The organism is Pseudoflavitalea rhizosphaerae, from assembly GCF_003991355.1.
Taxonomy (GTDB): domain Bacteria; phylum Bacteroidota; class Bacteroidia; order Chitinophagales; family Chitinophagaceae; genus Pseudobacter; species Pseudobacter rhizosphaerae.
In genome coordinates, this window is the sequence record NZ_RCSU01000001.1 from 309,598 (window position 1) to 328,389 (window position 18,792).

An 18,792-nucleotide genomic window follows, 5' to 3' on the forward strand; every position below is an offset into this window, starting at 1 on the left:
TCTCCTTATAGATAAAAACTATCGATCAATAGAGAATGTTTATAGTTATCTATCATTTACAACCTTACTTTTGCGTCACCATTCGATTGCTCCACAGAGAAAAGTTCAGCATTAAAATTTCAAACAACAATATATGTCCAACAGAATTTTGTCTATTGGGAGTCAATTCCCTGCATTCAAGAAAAAGGCAGTAGTATCTACAGAGAAAGGAAAAGAGTTCGCAGACCTCACACAGGACCATGCAAGCAGCCAGGGTCAGTGGATGGTGATGTTCTGGTGGCCAAAGGATTTCACTTTCGTTTGCCCTACAGAGATCGCTGAGTTCAACAAGAAAGCATCTGATTTCGCAGACCGCGATACAGTGCTGATCGGTGCTTCTACTGATTCCGAGTTCGTACACCTGGCCTGGAGAAAAGATCACGCTGATCTGAAAGACCTGAAGTTTCCCATGCTGGCAGACACTTCCAAATCACTGGCTGAAGAGCTGGGTATCCTGGACAATGAAGAAAAGATCGCTTACCGCGCAACTTTCATCATCGATCCACAGGGTATCGTTCGTTGGGTAAGTGTATACGATCTGAACGTAGGCCGTAATGTACAGGAAGTGCTCCGCGTACTGGACGCCCTGCAAACAGACGAACTCTGCCCCTGCAACTGGAATAAAGGTCAGGAAACACTGACTACCCAGTTGAACATGAACTAATCAAAATCCGGAACCATGAGCGTTGAAGTAATCCAGAACGAGACTTTTCAAAATCTGCTGGCGGAACTGAACATCCCCAACTACATGCCTTCTGCCAATGCACAGGCATTGCTGCAGGTGAATGCCAGGTATATCAAGGATCTCAAGATCAATACCAGCAATGTACTGAGCAACACGCAGTACCTTACCCGCAAGGAAGCATTGTTGCTGGCGCTGGGCGTTGCAGTGAATGAGCGCGTGATCTTCCTGCAGGAAGCTTTCACCGGCCTGGCAAAAGATGCCGGCGCCACAGAAGCTGAAATAGCAGAGATGATCGCCTGTACTTCATTGATGGCAACCAATAATGTATTCTACAGGTTCCGTCACTTCATGCAGAAAGAATATTACACAGCCACTCCGGCAGGTATCAAGATGAGCATCATGATGAATCCTGTACTGGGCAAGGAGTTCTTTGAGCTGGCAAGTTTAGTGATCTCCTCCATCAATGGCTGCGAGATGTGCGTTACCTCCCATGAGCAATCCGTACTGCAACACGGCAGCAGCGAAGGCAAAGTGCTGGAAGCTGTGAAGCTGGGCGCAGTGATCAAAGGATTGATCACCATCTTAGCGTAAATGTTCAAGTAACAAATAGGTCGGGGCTGTATTCTTGCAGCCCCGTTTTTATTTATTCAGGTAACTTTAGCGATCAGCAAATAGAGATATCGGGGAATAGTTGGGCGATGCAGGGTGCGGCCAGTCGCTCGCCTCTGGCGAGTGACTTCTAATTGTTCGCCTCCGGCGAACACCGCGTCGCCGGAGGCGACTAAATACAAGTCACTCGCCAGAGGCGAGCGACTGGCCACACCCTGCATATTCCGACTGCTCCCCGATCACATTCAAATCCCGGCAGTTGCCCTGAAGATCACTACTTCGTCTCCTATAGCTTTTATTCTTACTTCAGCGCCGGGGATGGCCAGCATGGATTCACCACGGTTCAGCTCAAACGAAGTATCACCACTTTTGATCTCAGCCTTACCGGCCAATGCAAAGAAAATATCGGCGGTATCAACAGGCAGGCTCAGGCTCTCCCCTTCCGGCAACCAGATCTGGCGAAGTTCAAAATCAGGCGCCGGTGTTTTGAAACGTGTTTCGGCAAACTGTCCTTCCGGTGTTTCCATTTCCACAGAGCCCATGATGAGCCGCGGCTCAACAGGTGTGAACTTCACATGCTTCATCAGTTCATCTACATCCACATGTTTATTGGTGAGGCCACCACGCAATACGTTATCTGAATTGGCCATGATCTCCATATTCTGTCCTTCGAGGTAAGCATGCGGTACGCCTGCATCCTGGAAGATGGCATAGTCCGGTTCGATACGAACGAGATTGAAGAGATAGATAGAGAAAATGCCGCGATCGATGCGGCCTGGTTCATTGAATGTGATGGCTGCGCGCGCGGCCCAGAAACTGGGATCGGATTTCTCCAGCTTGCCTTCCTTGTAAAGCGGGATGATGCGATCCAGCAGCGGTTGTAATGCCTGGTTCACTTCTTCCTGTGGCATGGTCATAACATGCTTGTATATCCGCGCATGATCTGTTTGATCATGATACGGGATGAGGAAGTTCAGTTCAGGGATCTTCCCGATGATCACTGCAGTGTCCTCTGTACTTCTGAATCCGTGCAGGAGCCAGAAATCAGAGAGGGCCACCATCAGTTCGGGTTTATGGTTATCATCTTTATAATTCCTTTTTGGATCGTTCAGTGGCGTTCCTTTTTTGTTCTCTGCTTCAAATTCAGCCACGGCAGCAGATTTGGTGGGATGCACCTGGATGCTCAGCATGTCTTTCACATCGAGCACTTTCAACAGATAAGGCAGACGGCCGAATGTTTCATTCACCTGCTTTCCCAGCAGTGAGGCCGGATCATTGGCGATGAATTCGTTCAAAGGGATTTTCCCTTCCGCCGTTACCACCAGGGCCGGCGCATTGTTGTGACCGCCCATCCAGTATTCAGCAAATGGTTTTTTGTCCGGGTTCTGCTGAGATAACAATGCCGGAATATAATCGCTGCCGCCCCATGCGTAATGTTGCACCTTGCCTTCGAGCCTGAAGATTTTTGTTTTATTTTGCATATACTGGTTTTCGGGTTACAATAATACAAAATCAACCGCATGGCTCAACACAATGAGACAGGTAAAATAGGAGAAGATCAGGCTGCACGATGGTTCCAGCAACAGGGATATACAATTCTGCACCGCAACTGGTGTTACCGTAAATACGAGATAGACCTGATTGCCACGAAGAACAACCTCCTCCATTTCATCGAAGTAAAAACCAGGACCAGCCATAGTTTCGGCTATCCGGAGGAGTCTGTTTCAAGGAAGAAGATGGAGAACATGATGAAATGCGCAGAGCATTACCAGCAGCTGGACCCACAATGGAAACGCATCCAGTACGATGTACTCAGCATCACCATCAATAAAAATGGAAGCATTGATTATTTTCTGATCGAGGACATTTATTTCTGAAACTATTTCAGTTTCTCCCCTTCCATACGGTACATCATTCTTTCCACCAGTTTGTAGGTAGCCGGACAATACTCCACGTTTTGTTTGTACACGTGGATATAATCCAGTGGTTTCTTTTTGGTGTGATGGGGGAATCCGGCGCAGTCGGCGGGACGCACTTCATAGATGCTGCACTTGTTATCGTCCAGGTTGAGGAACTGGCAGGGTTGCGCCTTGTTCATCCAGTCGTTATCCGCTTTATCGAGGTAGAGGTATTTATCACGAAAGGCCTGGGCGCTCATGCCCACATGCTTTGAAATGCGCCTGATATCTTCATTGGTGAAGGTAGGGCTCATGGTTTTGCAACAGTTGGCGCAGGCCAGGCAATCCATGTCTTTCCACACTTCCACATTTTCCTGGTGCATCACTTTGTCGAGCCCCCTGGGCTGGTTATTCTCCTGGCGGGTGAGAAACCTCCTGAGGACCGGTTTGTTCTGCAGCATCTTTTTCTTGAACGACTTTAGATTGAATGGTGACATCTGTTGTGTACATTTGAAGGGCGAATATAATAGATATGTGGCTTGACAGCAAAAAAGGATTCCAACGATATATCACCACAGAGAAGTCTCTATCCGGCAACTCCGTGGAAGCCTACCTCAGTGATGTGGACAAGCTCACACAGTACCTCTCCACCAGAGAAGAAAACATCAAGCCATCCGATATCACGCTCAAAGATCTTCAAAGCTTCCTGGTATGGATAGCCGAACTGGGCATGACCACCACTTCCCAGGCCCGCATTGTAGCCGGCATCCGCCAGTTCTTCAGGTATTGTGTGATTGAAGAGATCACTCAACATGACCCCTCCATCCTGCTGGAAGCGCCACGCCTCAAGAAAGCATTGCCTGAAGTGCTGGCCTATGAAGAGATAGAAGCCATCATTGAACAGATCGATCTCAGCAAGCCCGAAGGTCATCGCAACAAAGCCATCCTGGAAACCATGTACAGCTGCGGTCTGCGCGTCAGCGAAGTGATCAACCTGAAGATCTCGAAGCTTTCGCTGGACAAAGATTTCATCAGTGTAGTGGGCAAGGGCAATAAAGAAAGACTGATCCCGATCGGCGCTTCAGCCATCGAACAGATCCGGATCTACCAGCAGAACTACCGCAACCAGCAAACTGCCGCCAAAGGCTCCGAAGATTTTCTTTTCCTCAACAGAAGAGGCAAGCCGCTCAGCCGCGTAATGGTGTTCCTTATATTGAAAGAGTTGGCTTCCCTGGCCGGCATCACCAAGAATATCTCTCCACATACTTTCCGTCATTCCTTCGCCACTCACCTGGTGGAAGGCGGCGCCAATCTCCGCGCCGTGCAACAGATGTTGGGTCATGCCAGCATTACTACTACCGAGATCTACACACACCTCGATAATAATTTCCTGAAATCAACAATGGTGAGCTACCACCCTGCTTTCAGGAGGAGGTTTTAACTTACTCTTACAGCTTCTCTCTGCAAAATTCTTAATCTTTGCCAGCTTACGCAGGGTGTGGCAGTCGCTCGCCTCCGGCGAGTGACTTTTGTTTAGTCGCCTCCGGCGACGCGGTGTTCGCCGGAGGCGAACAAATACAAGTCACTCGCCGGAGGCGAGCGACTGCCACACCCTACTAAACTATCCGCCAATGACCATTCTCATCATCGAAGACGAACAGAAAGTAGCTTCCTTCATCAAAAAAGGATTGGAAGAGCAGCAATTCACCGTTGAAATGGAATCCGATGGAGAAGCCGGCCTCAAAGCCGCTATGGAAAAGGATTACGATCTCATCATCCTGGATATCCTCCTGCCCGGAATGAACGGCAGGGAAATCTGCCGCAAACTCCGGCAGGCGCAGGTCTGGACGCCCATCCTCATGCTCTCTGCACTGCAAACCACCGATGATATCGTTACAGGGCTCGATCATGGTGCTGATGATTATCTCACCAAGCCCTTTCATTTCCGTGAACTGCTGGCGCGCATTCAGGCTTTGCACCGCAGGCATCACCAGGATAATATCGGGGACGAAACCCTTCAGTTCAGCGATCTCCTGTTGAATACCGCCGGCAAAACAGCCTCCCGGAACGGCGTACAGATCATACTCACTGCCCGCGAATACAAACTACTGGAGCTTTTCATGAAACATCCCAACAAAGTATTGAGCCGCGCCTTCATCTCCGATGCTGTCTGGGGGATCGACAGGCAATCCAATGCCAATGTGGTGGATGTGTACGTCAACTATCTCCGCAACAAGATCGAGAAACCCTTCAACGGGCAAAAGCTCATTCATACCCTTACCGGCATGGGTTATGTACTAAAATCATAAATGCTCATGAAGATCCGCAACAGGCTATCACTGGAATTCACCCTGCTCACAGCCGGCATCATGCTGCTGGTGATGGTGCTCATTTACGGACTTTTTGCAGATTATGTGAAACAGGTGTTCTTTCATCGCCTGCGCGACAGGGCCCTGATCACCGCCCAGGTATTCCTGGAAAAAGATGAACTCACTAAAAAGAGTTTCCTGGAGATCCAGCAGAAATATTTACGCAGCCTCACCGGCGAACGCTCCTTTATCTACAATGAAGAGAATACCCAATCCTTCATCAACGACTCCACCGCCACCATCACACCGGATATCGTGAACAGGATCAGGAAAAGCAATAACAACGAACTCTTCTTCCTGATCAACAACAATCCCGCGGCAGGCATAGCGTACAAAGACAACCAGGGTGATTTCGTGATCATCGTCACGGCGGAAAATTTCACCGGCAGGCAGCACCTCAACAACCTGCTGATGATGCTCTGCATTACTTATGTGATCGGGCTGATCATTCTCTTCATCCTCAGCAAACGCTTTGCAGGAAAGGCCCTCAAGCCCATCGTGCATGTGAACAATACCATCAGGCAGATCAGAACAGGCACTCTGAATAAACGCGTGATCGTACCAGAAAACAAAGATGAGATCAATGAGCTGGCCAATAATTTCAACGAGTTACTCAGTCACCTGGAGCATGCTTTCGACATGCAGCGTTCCTTTGTAAGCAATGCTTCCCATGAATTGAGAACTCCCCTCACTACCATCATCGGTGAGTTGGAAGTGATGTTGAACAAGCCTCGCAGCCAGGAAGAATATATCAGCACCATGCGTTCTGTGCTGGCCGAATCTGAAAAGCTCACTGTGATCATCAACCGCCTTTTCGAACTGAGCAATTACGATGCCGCCAGACCACTCCAGCATTTTGAACCGGTAGACGTTCAGAATCTTTTGCAGGATATCATGGATTACTGGAAAGATCAGGGCAACCAATACCAGTTCTGTTTTTCCAGCTCCCTTACGGAAACTGTTTGGGTAGATGGCAATCGCATACTGCTGGAAACCGCCATCAACAATGTGATCAGGAATGCTTTCAAATTTTCAGGCAACAAGCCCGTTACCATCATGATCTCACATACCGGCGACTCAGTGCTGATCAGCATTGCAGATGAAGGCATCGGTATCGATCCGGCAGAAAAAGACACAGTATTCCAGCCATTCTTCAGGGGCAATAATGCCAGGACCTTCCCCGGCAGCGGCGTGGGCCTCAGCATTACAGAAAAGATCATCCAAATACACAAGGGCGTTGTTACAGCTGCCAACAATGAAGGTAAAGGCGCCTGCTTTCACATTAATTTACCAATAAATCCCGAGTTCTAATCTTCCTCTAATAATCGTGTAAGAACGGTCTAATGATCGTTTTCAAATTTTGCATTCCGGAGAGCGGGCAGTCGCTCGCCTCTGGCGAGTGACTTGTATTTAGTCGCCTCCGGCGACGCGGTGTTCGCCGGAGGCGAACAATTAGAAGTCACTCGCCAGAGGCGAGCGACTGGGCACTCTCCGCCCTTCTGTCAATCACCATGCAAATGAAGAAACAATTCTATCTACTAACAATTCTGATAAGCTGCATTACTAACGCGCAGGCTCAACTGCCGGATACCCTGCACCTCACGCTGAAGGAAGCTGAACAAAGGTTTATCAACAGCAACCTCAGCCTGCTGGCAGCAAAATACAATATCGATATTGCCCAAACAGAGGTGATCACCTCCCGCCTCTACAACAACCCCGAACTCAGCTTCGAGAACGTTCTCTATGATCCCGGAAACAAAAGATGGCTGGCCCCCGGATACCACGGCCAGAATACTGCCGAACTGTCCCAGGTGATCATCCTCGCGGGCAAACGCAACAAAGCCGTACAACTGGCGCAAAGCCAGGTGAAGCTCAGCGAACATGAATTCTATGATCTCGTGCGCACCCTCACCTTCACATTGCGCGACAATTTCTATCATCTCAGCTTTCTTCAAAGATCACTGGGATTGTACGATGCGCAGATCGCTTCTCTCAACCGCATCGTAGCAGGATTCAAAGAACAACTCGCCAAAGGGAATATTGCACAGAAAGAATTACTCCGCATCCAAAGCCTGCTCTACACTTTGAAAGCAACCAAAAAAGAATTGCAGCAGGAAGTGAATGCCATCAGCACTGAACTGAAAATGCTCACTCGCATCGATCCTGCAATACCCGTTACACCCGTGTGGACGGAACCATCTTTCTCCTTCCATCCTTTGCAATCCATAACTGTGCAACAATTATTGGATACCGCCCGCACCCACCGGCAGGACCTGCTGGCCGCGAAGGAGCATGTGAACAGCCAGGAACTTAACAGGAAATTGCAGAAGGCGCTGGCTGTGCCTGATCTCACCGTTGGCATCACCTACGACAGGCAGGGCAGTTATGTCCGCGACTATACCGGCGTAAAAATAGTCATGCCCCTTCCCCTCTTCAATCGCAACCAGGGAAATATCAGGCAGGCTGAAAGCCGCATCCTGCAAAGCAAAACTCAATTGCAGGAGACCGAAGACCAGCTCGCCCATGAAGTGATGCAACGCTATACCGATGCCCTCAATGCAGAAACCCTCTATGAAGGCATCGACCAGGAATTTGATGACCAGTTCCATCATCTCATCGAAGAAGTACAGAAGAATTTCGTAAGAAGGAATATCAGCCTGCTCGAGTTCATCGACTTCTATGATTCCTACAAGGAGACCATCATCTCTTTACACCAGATCCGTTACAACCGCTACCGCGCGCTGGAACAGATCAATTTCGTCAGTGGCACTCAGCTCATTCATCTTTAAAACTTTTCCATGCTCAATAAACAATTCATAACCGGCATTTGCCTGATCACCGTTGTGATGGTGGCCTGCAAACAAGGGCCAGCACCAGCGCCCGCCAACGATCCCGCCAAAGAAATGGAACAACTGCTCGGCAAAGTGCTTACGGACACAGCCAGCACCAATGCAGTAAAAGATGAAATACTCGTGAGCGGAAAAATTGTTCCCGATGAAGACAGCCAGATCAGGATCTACCCCATGGTGAGTGGCATTGTTCGCAAGGTGAATGTGCATTCCGGCTGGTATGTGAAAGCCGGACAAACACTGGCAGAGCTGGTCAGCAGCGAAATGGCAGGCTTCAGTAACGAGCTGGCTTCCGCCGAAGCTTCGCTCGCCAATGCAAGAAGGGACCTTTCCCTGAAACAGGACCTTTTCAGTTCCGGCCTTGCTTCTGAAAAAGATGTGGAAGAAGCGAAAAGTGAATTCAAACGCGCCAGCAGCGAAGTGCACAAGGCAGAACAGGTGTTGCAGATCAATGGCGGTGACCGCGAAGCTGGCTACCGGATCACCACGCCGATCAATGGTTTCGTGATAGAAAAAAGGGTTACCGAACACTCGCATCTCAGGCCGGACAACAGTGATCCCGTATTCGTGATCGCGGATATCAGCAATGTGTGGGCGATGGTGAACATCTTCGAATCCGATATTTCGTATATACATCAGGGTGATAGCGTCCACCTCAGCTCCCTCTCCTATCCCGGTAAAGTGTTCAGGGGGGATATCGAGAAGATCTACCAGGTACTGGACCCTGAAACAAAGACCATGCGCGCCCGTATCAATATCCATAACCCGGACCTGTTGCTCAAACCCGAAATGTTCGTGTCCGCCAAAGTGAAAGTGGTGCAGCAGCATAGTCGTGTAAGCATCCCCGTTCGTTCGCTCATTTTCGACAATAACCGTTACTACGTGGTGGTCATCGAAGGCAATACCGCCCGCATCCAGCCGGTGGAAGTGGCTGAAAAGATGGGCGGCCGCGCTTATATCAGCGAAGGGCTCCAGGAAAACGATGTGGTGATCTCTTCGCGACAGCTCTATTTCTACGAAGCGCTCAAACAATAACCCTTAATGCCGTTCCATGAATAAATTGATCAGGAGAGTTGTCAGTTTCTCTCTCAGGAATAAATTCTTCATCTTCTTCGCCACAGGACTGCTGGCCATTGCAGGCTACCTCAGCTTCAGGAGCATCGGTATTGAAGCTTTTCCGGATGTGACCAATACCAGCGTTACCATCATCACCCAATGGCCCGGCCGCAGTGCCGAGGAAGTGGAAAGATTTGTGACGAGGCCCATCGAGATCTCCATGAATACCGCGCAGAAGAAAACCGCCATCAGGTCTTCTTCCCTGTTCGGACTATCTGTAGTGAAGATCATCTTCGAGGATAAGGTGGACGATGCTTTCGCGCGCGTACAGGTGAACAACAACATCGGGAAAGCGAAACTACCGGAAGGTATCGAACCCGATATACAGCCGCCCTATGGCCCTACCGGGGAGATCTACCGCTACACCCTCGAAAGCAATACTCGTTCCGTCCGAGACCTGAAAACCATCCAGGACTGGACCATCGAGAAGAATATCCTGGCCGTTCCCGGGGTAGCCGATATCGTTAGTTTCGGTGGCGAAGTGAAAACATACGAGATCACCGTGGACCCCGGCAAGGCTGCGCAATACGGCATCACGCCGCTGGAGCTGTATGAAGCCGTGAGCAGGAGCAATATCAATGTGGGCGGGGATATCATCGTGGAAAACGGTCAGGCTTACGTGGTGCGCGGTATCGGCATCCTCAACGATGTGGACGAGATCAGGAATATCATTGTGGACAATATCAACGGTACACCTGTACTGGTGAGCCATATTGCCGATGTGAGCATTGCTGCGCTGCCGAGGCTCGGACAGGTGGGCCGTAACCGAGACCCCGATGTGGTGCAGGGAATTGTTGTGATGCGAAAAGGCGAAAACGCTACAGAAGTGATTGCCGCCCTGCAGGAAAAAATAGAACATCTCAATAACAAGGTATTGCCGGCTGATGTACAGATCAAACCCTTCTACAACAGGCAGAACCTGGTGGACTTTGCCACCGGCACTGTGCTGCACAACATGATGGAAGGCATCATCCTGGTAACTGTAGTGGTGTTCATTTTTATGGCCGACTGGCGCACCACGTTGATCGTTTCTGTAGTTATCCCGTTATCACTGCTCTTTGCTTTCGTGTGTCTGAAACTGAAGGGGATGTCGGCCAACCTCCTGAGCATGGGAGCAGTTGATTTCGGGATCATCATCGATGGCGCCGTGGTGATAGTTGAAGGGATCTTCGTGATGCTGGATAAACGCGCACATGCAGTGGGCATGCAACGCTTCAATGCACAAAGCAAACTCGGCCTGATCCAAAAAGCCTGTATGGAAAGCGGCAAGAGCATCTTCTTTGCCAAGCTCATCATCATTGCAGGTTTATTGCCCATTTTCACTTTCGAGAAAGTGGAAGGCAAGATGTTCTCTCCCCTCGCCTGGACACTGGGCTTTGCATTGCTCGGCGCCCTGATCCTCACTTTTACACTGGTGCCCGTTTTGTCCAGTGTTCTACTCAGGAAAAATGTAAAAGAGAAAAACAATTTCTTCCTCAACTGGGTGCAGCGGAATGTGATGCGTTTGTTCCGGCTTTCTTTTGGTAAAAAGATGATGAGCTTTTCCATCGCCATCATTGTACTGACCGGCGGCTTTTTCAGTTTCCGTTTTGTGGGCACGGAATTCCTGCCACAGCTGAATGAAGGCTCCATTTATGTGCGCGCCACGGGCCCGCTCTCTGCATCACTTGACCAGTCCGTTCGCGTGGCAAATGAAATGCGCAAGATCTTCCTCGGCTTCCCGGAAGTAAAACAGGTGATGTCCCAGACCGGCCGGCCGAACGATGGTACTGACGCCACCGGTTTCTACAACGTGGAATGCCATATCGATATTTATCCTGAGAAAGAATGGAAATCGAAACTGAACCGCGGGCAACTCATACATGCGATGAATGAAAAACTGGAAGTGATCCCCGGTATCAGTCTCAACTTCTCCCAGCCCATCATGGACAATGTGGAGGAAGCCGTTTCCGGAGTGAAAGGATCGCTGGTAGTGAAAATGTATGGCAATGATTATGGGGTGATCGAACAAACAGAGGATTCGATTTTCAATTTGCTGAAAACGGTGAATGGCATTGAAGACCTGGCGATCCTCCGGAACCTTGGCCAGCCTGAATTGCAGATCAATCTCAACCAGCAGAAGATGGCGCTCTATGGCATCACCACAGACAATGCCAATGCCGTGATCGAGATGGCCATTGGCGGTAAGGCCGCCACCAGCATCTATGAGGGAGAAAAGATCTTCGATCTCCGCATCCGTTACCCCGAAGATTTCCGCCAGCACGAGCAGGAGATCGGTAACCTGCTGGTGCCTTCGATCCGCGGCGCAAGGATCCCCATCAAGGAGATCGCGGACATCAAACGCATCACCGGTCCCAGCATCATTTACAGGGATGACCATACCCGTTATGGCGCCATCAAATTCTCCGTCCGTGGCCGCGATATGGGAAGCACCATCGCGGAAGCGCAACAGAAAGTGGCGGAGGGAATTACTATCCCCGATGGTTATTCGCTGCAATGGTCAGGCGATTTCGAGAACCAGCAACGCGCCACGCAAAGGCTCACCACCGTGGTGCCCATCAGTTTGCTGATCATCTTTTTCATCCTTTTCATTTTGTTCGGGAATATCAGGGATTCAGTACTGGTGCTGCATACAGTGTTGTTTGCCATTGTGGGCGGCATCTTCTCCATGCTGGTGACGGATATCAATTTCAGTATTTCGGCCGGCATCGGTTTCATTGCCCTTTTCGGCATCTGTATCCAGAACGGGGTGATCCTGCTGAGCACTTTCAAAAACAATATGCGGAGCATGAAAGTGGCTACGGATCAGGGATTGGTGCTGGCTATCAGGAACGGTGTGGAATCCAGGATCAGACCGGTTTTGATGACGGCACTGATGGCAGCAATCGGCCTTCTACCTGCAGCCATCAGCACCGGCATTGGGTCGGAAACCGCCAGGCCACTGGCCCGCGTGGTGATCGGCGGGCTGGTTACCGATACTATTTTCAAGCTATTCGTGTTTCCTGTAGTAGTTTACTGGGTCTATAAAAGAACAATAAAATCCGAAACATAACGCGGGAGAACAATCGCTTATCGTTACATTGTGTAAGAAATCTCCCGGTTATGGCGCCTAAAAAGCACAAAGAAGCATTTACAGCTAAAGAGATCCTGGAACAACTGGACAGTGCCGCCAGACAGTTCTCTTTTCCGATGCTCGACAATGGCTATCTCTATCCGGTTACGGCCAGGCTCTCTGCATATCGTAATGATAGCCACTGGAGGATCGTCATTGAAGTGGTCGGCTTCAACTACCGGGGCGGTGGCCACAATGGTATCGAGAACTGTCTTTATATTTTCGGCAACGACCTGAAACATAAGCCAGGGCTGGACAATGCCAATTTCCTGAGCCTGACTGCCGACAGCCCCGAGGGCAATACCTTCGACCGGGAAACGGAAAGCTATCTCGATCCTTCCATCAATACCATCCTGGTCCGCGGGAACAGCGTTACGCTTTCCCATGATCCGGCATTTTATGAGGCCAAAGGCATCCACCTGGAAGATCCCGGAAAGATCATGATCTGGGAAATGATGCGGGGGCTCCTCCCCGGGCACCGGAACCAGTTCCTCGCCACCGAAGAAGATATCAAACAACGCATTCCTGCAGGGCTGCCACTTTTCATCCGGCTGGACGACTGGCACCATCCCGATCTCGCCAATGAAGAGAAGCCCGGAAAGAACGAGACCTTCATCATGCTGGCCGATGCGCTGGAAACCGGCGACAAAAAAATATTCAAACCCACTCAAACACCCAATACACACTGGAGCAACTGGCCGGAGGGCGGAACATTATAGGTTTCGGAGAGCTGGCAGTCGCTCGCCTCTGGCGAGTGACTTTTGTTTAGTCGCCTCCGGCGACGCGGTGTTCGCCGGAGGCGAACAAATACAAGTCACTCGCCGGAGGCGAGCGACTGCCGGCTCTCCGCCCTTTTTAGTCAGCCGGCACTACCCGAAATTCTTTGCTTAACCGATCTTTTGCTAATTTTAACCTTCGTGAGCTTCCTCAAAAATATACAACACCCTGAACGGACAGACAAGGACCTGGCCGACAGTTATCGTGAAACGGGCGACATGCAAGTGTTGGGCGCTCTGTTCCAGCGGTATATGGACCTGTTGTATGGTGTATGCCTGAAATATCTCAAAGACCCCGAAAGCGCCAAAGATGCCGTGATGCAACTCTTTGAGGAACTCACCAAAAAACTGAGGCAGCACCAGGTAGAAAATGTTAAAAGTTGGCTGCATACCCTGGCTAAGAACCACTGCCTTATGCAACTCCGCTCTCCGCGCAATTTCCGCACCACCGAATTCAATGCCGAGATTATGCAATCGGAAACAGAAACGCATCTGAATGGCATGATGCAGAAGGAAGAGAACCTGACGAGAATGGAACATTGTTTGCAAACTTTGCCCGATGAGCAGAAAACAACAGTGGAATTATTCTATTTACAGAACAAATGTTATAAAGAAATAGCGTCTGAAACTGGTATCGAATGGAATAAGGTAAGAAGTTATATCCAGAACGGAAGGAGGAACCTGAAGATCTGTATGGAAAAACAGGCAGCTATCGAAACAAAAGAAATTTAACTGAGCATTCACCACCATGAATGATCAATCACAACATATCAACCATTACACAGCAGCGGATATCCAAAGATATCTGAGCGGCAACATGTCTGCATCCGAAATGCATGCCATGGAAAAAGCAGCGCTGGACGATCCCTTCCTGGCAGATGCCATCGAAGGAATGGAACAGGCCATGCAATCGCATGGCGAAGCGCCGGTAAACCAGGACCTCCAGGAGCTGAGGACCGCCATTGCTGAAAAGGTCCGGCCCGCTTCCGGTAAGGTGAGACGTATGGCCTGGTGGAAAATAACGGCCGCCGCGGTTGTTGTGATAGCAGCAGGAGTTTTCCTCTGGAATAGTTATATAAGTCCTGATAGCGGAGCAGTGACAAGTAAAGAAATAGCTGCTGTACAGCACCAGGAAAAAATGCAACCCGCTATTGTTCCGCCTGCCGATACTTTACCCGCGCCAGCAACCTTAACCCTGACTGATAATGATAACGAAGGCTTACCTTCCACTTTCAGCACCAACGACAAATCAGTTGCAGAAAAAACAAAACCATCAGCAGCGGATGCAAGAGCTCAGGCTGACCGGGCCCGCAATGAGGCCCTGGACTTTCAAAGAAGGCAAAACATTGCCGAAAGCGAAGCCAGTAGAAGAGCGCAATACAATGCATTAGCCATCCAGCCCAGGGCAAATGCGAAACAGGTCCCGCTGGATACGAATGTTCCTGCCACAGTTGTGCCTGATGGTTTCGGGAAGAAAGATATCGTACTTAAATCTGAAAACAATCCGCAGCAATTCAATTTCTCCGATACCGTAGGCAGACCAGTGAAAACAGAGATCGTAGGCGCATTGCAGGGTTATACGCCGGGATTGATTGCACAAACCAATGCAGCTGAGAACAAGCGCCTCAATAATGTTATACGGGGACGTGTAACCGATAATGCACAAAGGCCCATTGCCAATGCCAACGTGAATACCTTCCAGAATCCATCCATGAATATGACCTATTTCACGGACAGGGAAGGCTATTTCAATATTCCTGTACGCAACATTGATACAACATCGCTGAATGTATCCGTTGCCGCCGCAGGGTTCAACTCTCAACAGTTCAAGCTGAGCCAGTCACCTTTAGCCACCAATAACCTGCAATTGGAGCCAGTAGAGCAGTTATTGAACGAAGTGATAGTAACAGGTTACGGAAAATACAGGAGCAAGACCAGCAGCAATAAGAAAATAAAAGAAACAGATATCCTGCTGCAGAATGCAGAGCCCGTCAATGGATGGGTCAGCTTCGAGAATTATCTCCGTGAGAACAACCGGCTGGGCAGGGATTCTGCGAGAGCTGTGAAAGATGTGGTGGTTTCCTTTGTGGTGAACCGCAAGGGCGAATTATCCGATTTTACCGTCACCAGCGGCTCTACAACCGAAGCAAATGCAGAGGCAATCCGTCTCATCAGGGAAGGCCCTGCCTGGAAGATCAAACGCGGCCGCAAATCAACCGCTACCGTAATCGTACATTTTTAGGATGAAGGGCATATTTAAGTCCTTCAAAATGCTCCGGCTATTTCCGGATTCCTGCTGAACCGGCTATCTTTGCGGCATTAAACTTGTTTGCAATGATCAAAACAGCAATTGCCATCGCCTGCAGTATCACATTGTTTTGTGGTGCCATCCAGGCCCAGGGCTTGAAAGTTCCCGCCCCATCTCCTGCTCAAACCATTAAACAGGATTTCGGTCTGGGTAACATTGAACTGTCATACTCCCGCCCCAGCGCAAAAGGCCGCAAGATCTTCGGAGATCTGGTTCCTTTCGACAAAGTATGGCGTACCGGTGCAAATTCAGCAACTACCCTCAATTTCAGCGACGATGTGATCATCGGCGGAAAGAATATTCCTGCCGGTAAATATGGTCTGCTGAGCATTCCCGGCAAAAGCGAGTGGACACTCATCCTCACCAAACAACTGGATGTGACTTCTCCTTCTGCTTACAAGGAAGACCAGGACGTAGTGCGCGTGAAAGTGAAACCTCATGCCATGAAAGAGAAGATCGAGACCTTCTTCATGCAATTCGACGACATGAAAGGCACAGAGTGCAATCTCTGGTTGATCTGGGAACAAACTGCTGTTGCCCTTCCCATCAAAACAGATATCGATGGAAAAGTAATGGCGCAGATCGAAACTGCCATGAAGTCCGAGAAACCACCCTACTTCAATGCAGCCATGTACTACATGGAAACTGGAAAAGATCTGAAACAAGCACATGAGTGGCTGAAGAAAGCTACTGAGCTCAACCCAAAATTCTTCTGGGTATGGCATCAGAGAGCCAATGCTGAAGCTAAACTGGGAATGAAACAGGAAGCCATCGCTTCTGCCAACGAATCACTGAAACTGGCTCAGGAAGCAAAGAACCCTGACTATGTTGCTTTGAACGAGAAACTGTTGAAGACTTTGAAATAAGTTTCAGTCTGAACTGATGCAAGAAAATGATCAGAGGCTGGCCTGTAGGCCGGCCTCTTTGATTTTTGGGGAGCCCCACTCGCTCGCCTCCGGCGAGTGAGGTTTATTCAGTCGCCTCTGGCGACGCGGTGTTCGCCGAAGGCGAACAAATACAAGTCACTCGCCGGGAGGCGAGCGACTGCCAGCTCTCTGACCTTTTTAGTCAGCCCCTACCATCTCAGTACCGTCTCAGTACTATCTCAGTACTCTCCCCGTTTAAAAACCCATGTTTTCACTACTATCTCTCTACTATCCTGCTACTTTTCTCCTTTTGAATACCGGTATCATTGCCTGCAATATCAGGCTTAGCACCACCACCAACCCTGCGCCGATCACATTCAGCCAGAGCCAGGAGAACATGTCCATATTGTAAATGCTGATCACAATCACTTCCGTTAACAAGGCCGCAATGAACACGGCATGGCCTTTCACATGTTTGAGGTAAAATGCCACCAGGAAAATACCCAGGATAGCCCCATAGAACCAGGAACCCAGGATATTCACCGCTTCAATCAAACTATTACCCAGATTGTACGCAAACTGCGCCACGATAATGCAGAAAATGCCCCAGAGCAAAGTATAGTAACGGCTCCATTTATATTCCTTTTCAGGACTGAGTTCTTTTTTGGATAAACGTTTGTGAAAATCCACCATGGTACAGGAGGCCAGTGAATTCAAGGCCGCCGCCACACTGCCCCAGGCTGCCAGGAAAATGATAGCGATGATCAGTCCTACCAGTCCATCCGGGAAGAAGTCGCCCACAAAGCGGACGAATACATAATTGGTATCGTTGCTGTCTGCGCCGGGTACGGCTTTCTTCACCAGTCCTTCAATTTCTTTGCGGAACTGATGCGTAGCTTTGTCCTGCACTTGTATTTTATCGCGCAGCGCATCGATCCTTTGCTCATCATCGTTACGCAATGCTTTGGTAAGCTCGATGGTGGTCTGTTTCTTTTCTTCCTGCAACACATCATACTTTGCCACGGCGCTGTTGTATTCAGCTGCATATTCGGTTTGCTTTACTTTTTCTTCCAGCGACAGGTTAAAAAACGCAGGCGCTTTATAGAATTGATAAAAAGAGAAAACCAATACACCAATCAGCAGGATGAAGAATTGCAGGGGCACTTTCACCAAACCATTCATCAGCAGACCGAGTTTACTCTCTCCTTCTGTACGCGCGGTAAGATAACGCCCTACCTGGCTCTGGTCTGTTCCGAAATAACTCAATGCGAGGAACAGACCGCCAATGATACCGCTCCAGATGTTGAAACGGTCTTTCCAGTCGAAGTTCCCTTCTTCCGTAACGCCTGTGGTGATCACATTCAGTTTGCCGGATTTGCCGCCGATATGCAGGGCATCGGTGAGGCCAACACCTTCGGGCAGCATTTTGATGGCCCACCAGGCGGCAAGGAACATGGCGATGTAAATGATCACGAACTGTAACTGCTGGGTATAACCGACGGCTTTGGCGCCGCCGCTGGCCGTATAGATCATCAGTACGCCGCCCATCACGAGGTTGGTGATGGTGATATCCCAGCCCAGCATGCTATGCAACACCAGTGAAGGCGCCAGGATACTGATGCCTGTTGAAAGCCCGCGGGATAACATGAAGAGAAAGCTTGTCAGCAGTCTTGTTTTGATATCGAAACGTTGCTCCAGGAATTCGTAGGCGGTAAATATTTTCAATCTCCTGAATACAGGTACAAAGGCGACAGCCACAATCACCATGGCGATGGGCAGACCGAAATAATATTGTACAAATCGCATCCCGTCTGAATAAGCCTGTCCGGGTGCTGTAAGAAAAGTAACGGCGCTGGCCTGGGTGCCCATGATGCTCAGCAGCACTACCCACCAGGGCATCTGCCGGTCGCTCAGGAAATACCCTTCCAGGTTTTTCTTTGAGCTGCGGCCTTTGTAAACGCCATAAAGGATAATGCAGACCAGTGTTGTTACCAACACCGTCCAGTCGAGCCCCGAAAAATTCATGCGAAATGTTTGGTAAAGAAATAGAACAACAGGATCAGAAGGCCCAGGAACCCTATCACCAGCAGGTACCAGTAACTCCATTTACGGAATAAAGGCACAATCTCTTTAGCCTGATCATCTTGTTGTATTTGCATCTGTTT

General features: G+C 49.5%; 17 protein-coding genes. 13 read left to right on the forward strand and 4 right to left on the reverse strand.

Going from position 1 to position 18,792, the window contains the following annotated elements; genetic code table 11:
- Positions 1-133 precede the first annotated feature (133 nt).
- Both D9Y29_RS01190 and D9Y29_RS01195 read left to right on the forward strand, forming a co-directional pair.
- The gene (locus D9Y29_RS01190; RefSeq protein ID WP_127124605.1) at positions 134-703 is read left to right on the forward strand and encodes a peroxiredoxin; all 570 of its coding nucleotides are present in this window, start codon (positions 134-136) and stop codon (positions 701-703) included.
- Between the two features lie 15 nt (positions 704-718).
- Positions 719-1,315, forward strand: coding sequence for a carboxymuconolactone decarboxylase family protein (locus tag D9Y29_RS01195; RefSeq protein WP_127124606.1), 597 nt, complete (start codon positions 719-721; stop codon positions 1,313-1,315).
- A gap of 263 nt (positions 1,316-1,578) precedes the next feature.
- On the opposite strand, the gene manA is transcribed toward D9Y29_RS01195, so the two are convergent.
- Entirely contained in the window at positions 1,579-2,814 is a 1,236-nt protein-coding gene (gene manA / locus D9Y29_RS01200) for a mannose-6-phosphate isomerase, class I (protein ID WP_127124607.1), read from the reverse strand.
- A gap of 39 nt (positions 2,815-2,853) precedes the next feature.
- Between manA and D9Y29_RS01205 the strand changes: the two genes are divergently transcribed.
- Complete coding sequence (locus D9Y29_RS01205) at positions 2,854-3,210, forward strand: YraN family protein (RefSeq protein ID WP_127124608.1); 357 nt, start codon at positions 2,854-2,856, stop codon at positions 3,208-3,210.
- Between the two features lie 2 nt (positions 3,211-3,212).
- Here the strand turns inward: D9Y29_RS01205 and D9Y29_RS01210 are convergent, their stop codons facing one another.
- Positions 3,213-3,728 (reverse strand): YkgJ family cysteine cluster protein, encoded by a 516-nt coding sequence (locus tag D9Y29_RS01210; RefSeq protein WP_127124609.1) that lies wholly within the window; start codon positions 3,726-3,728, stop codon positions 3,213-3,215.
- Positions 3,729-3,763: 35 nt separating this feature from the next.
- Between D9Y29_RS01210 and xerD the strand changes: the two genes are divergently transcribed.
- The 10 genes from xerD (at position 3,764) to D9Y29_RS01260 (ending at position 16,627) form a co-directional block, all read left to right on the forward strand.
- On the forward strand, positions 3,764-4,672 hold the full coding sequence (xerD, locus tag D9Y29_RS01215) for a site-specific tyrosine recombinase XerD (protein WP_127124610.1): 909 nt from the start codon (positions 3,764-3,766) through the stop codon (positions 4,670-4,672).
- A gap of 190 nt (positions 4,673-4,862) precedes the next feature.
- Complete coding sequence (locus D9Y29_RS01220; protein ID WP_127124611.1) at positions 4,863-5,540, forward strand: response regulator transcription factor; 678 nt, start codon at positions 4,863-4,865, stop codon at positions 5,538-5,540.
- A gap of 6 nt (positions 5,541-5,546) precedes the next feature.
- Entirely contained in the window at positions 5,547-6,911 is a 1,365-nt protein-coding gene (locus D9Y29_RS01225; RefSeq protein ID WP_164735193.1) for a sensor histidine kinase, read from the forward strand.
- 206 nt (positions 6,912-7,117) lie between these two features.
- Positions 7,118-8,389 (forward strand): TolC family protein, encoded by a 1,272-nt coding sequence (locus D9Y29_RS01230; protein WP_164735194.1) that lies wholly within the window; start codon positions 7,118-7,120, stop codon positions 8,387-8,389.
- A 9-nt stretch (positions 8,390-8,398) separates the two neighbouring features.
- Positions 8,399-9,484, forward strand: a complete 1,086-nt coding sequence (locus tag D9Y29_RS01235; protein ID WP_127124614.1) for an efflux RND transporter periplasmic adaptor subunit — start codon at positions 8,399-8,401, stop codon at positions 9,482-9,484.
- Positions 9,485-9,500: 16 nt separating this feature from the next.
- Complete coding sequence (locus tag D9Y29_RS01240; protein ID WP_127124615.1) at positions 9,501-12,617, forward strand: efflux RND transporter permease subunit; 3,117 nt, start codon at positions 9,501-9,503, stop codon at positions 12,615-12,617.
- A 50-nt stretch (positions 12,618-12,667) separates the two neighbouring features.
- A complete protein-coding gene (locus D9Y29_RS01245) occupies positions 12,668-13,396 on the forward strand; it encodes a DUF7003 family protein (protein WP_127124616.1) in 729 nt (242 codons plus the stop codon).
- Between the two features lie 198 nt (positions 13,397-13,594).
- Entirely contained in the window at positions 13,595-14,185 is a 591-nt protein-coding gene (locus tag D9Y29_RS01250; protein WP_127124617.1) for an RNA polymerase sigma factor, read from the forward strand.
- Positions 14,186-14,201: 16 nt separating this feature from the next.
- The gene (locus tag D9Y29_RS01255) at positions 14,202-15,695 is read left to right on the forward strand and encodes a carboxypeptidase-like regulatory domain-containing protein (protein ID WP_127124618.1); all 1,494 of its coding nucleotides are present in this window, start codon (positions 14,202-14,204) and stop codon (positions 15,693-15,695) included.
- 92 nt (positions 15,696-15,787) lie between these two features.
- Positions 15,788-16,627: a DUF2911 domain-containing protein gene (locus D9Y29_RS01260; RefSeq protein WP_127124619.1), complete on the forward strand. Its 840-nt coding sequence runs from the start codon at positions 15,788-15,790 to the stop codon at positions 16,625-16,627.
- Positions 16,628-16,915: 288 nt separating this feature from the next.
- Here the strand turns inward: D9Y29_RS01260 and D9Y29_RS01265 are convergent, their stop codons facing one another.
- Together D9Y29_RS01265 and D9Y29_RS26460 are read right to left on the reverse strand one after the other, a co-directional pair.
- The gene (locus D9Y29_RS01265) at positions 16,916-18,652 is read right to left on the reverse strand and encodes a sodium:solute symporter family protein (RefSeq protein ID WP_127124620.1); all 1,737 of its coding nucleotides are present in this window, start codon (positions 18,650-18,652) and stop codon (positions 16,916-16,918) included.
- Entirely contained in the window at positions 18,649-18,786 is a 138-nt protein-coding gene (locus tag D9Y29_RS26460) for a hypothetical protein (protein ID WP_164735195.1), read from the reverse strand. The genes D9Y29_RS01265 and D9Y29_RS26460 overlap by 4 nt, the downstream gene beginning before the upstream one ends.
- Positions 18,787-18,792 lie beyond the last annotated feature (6 nt).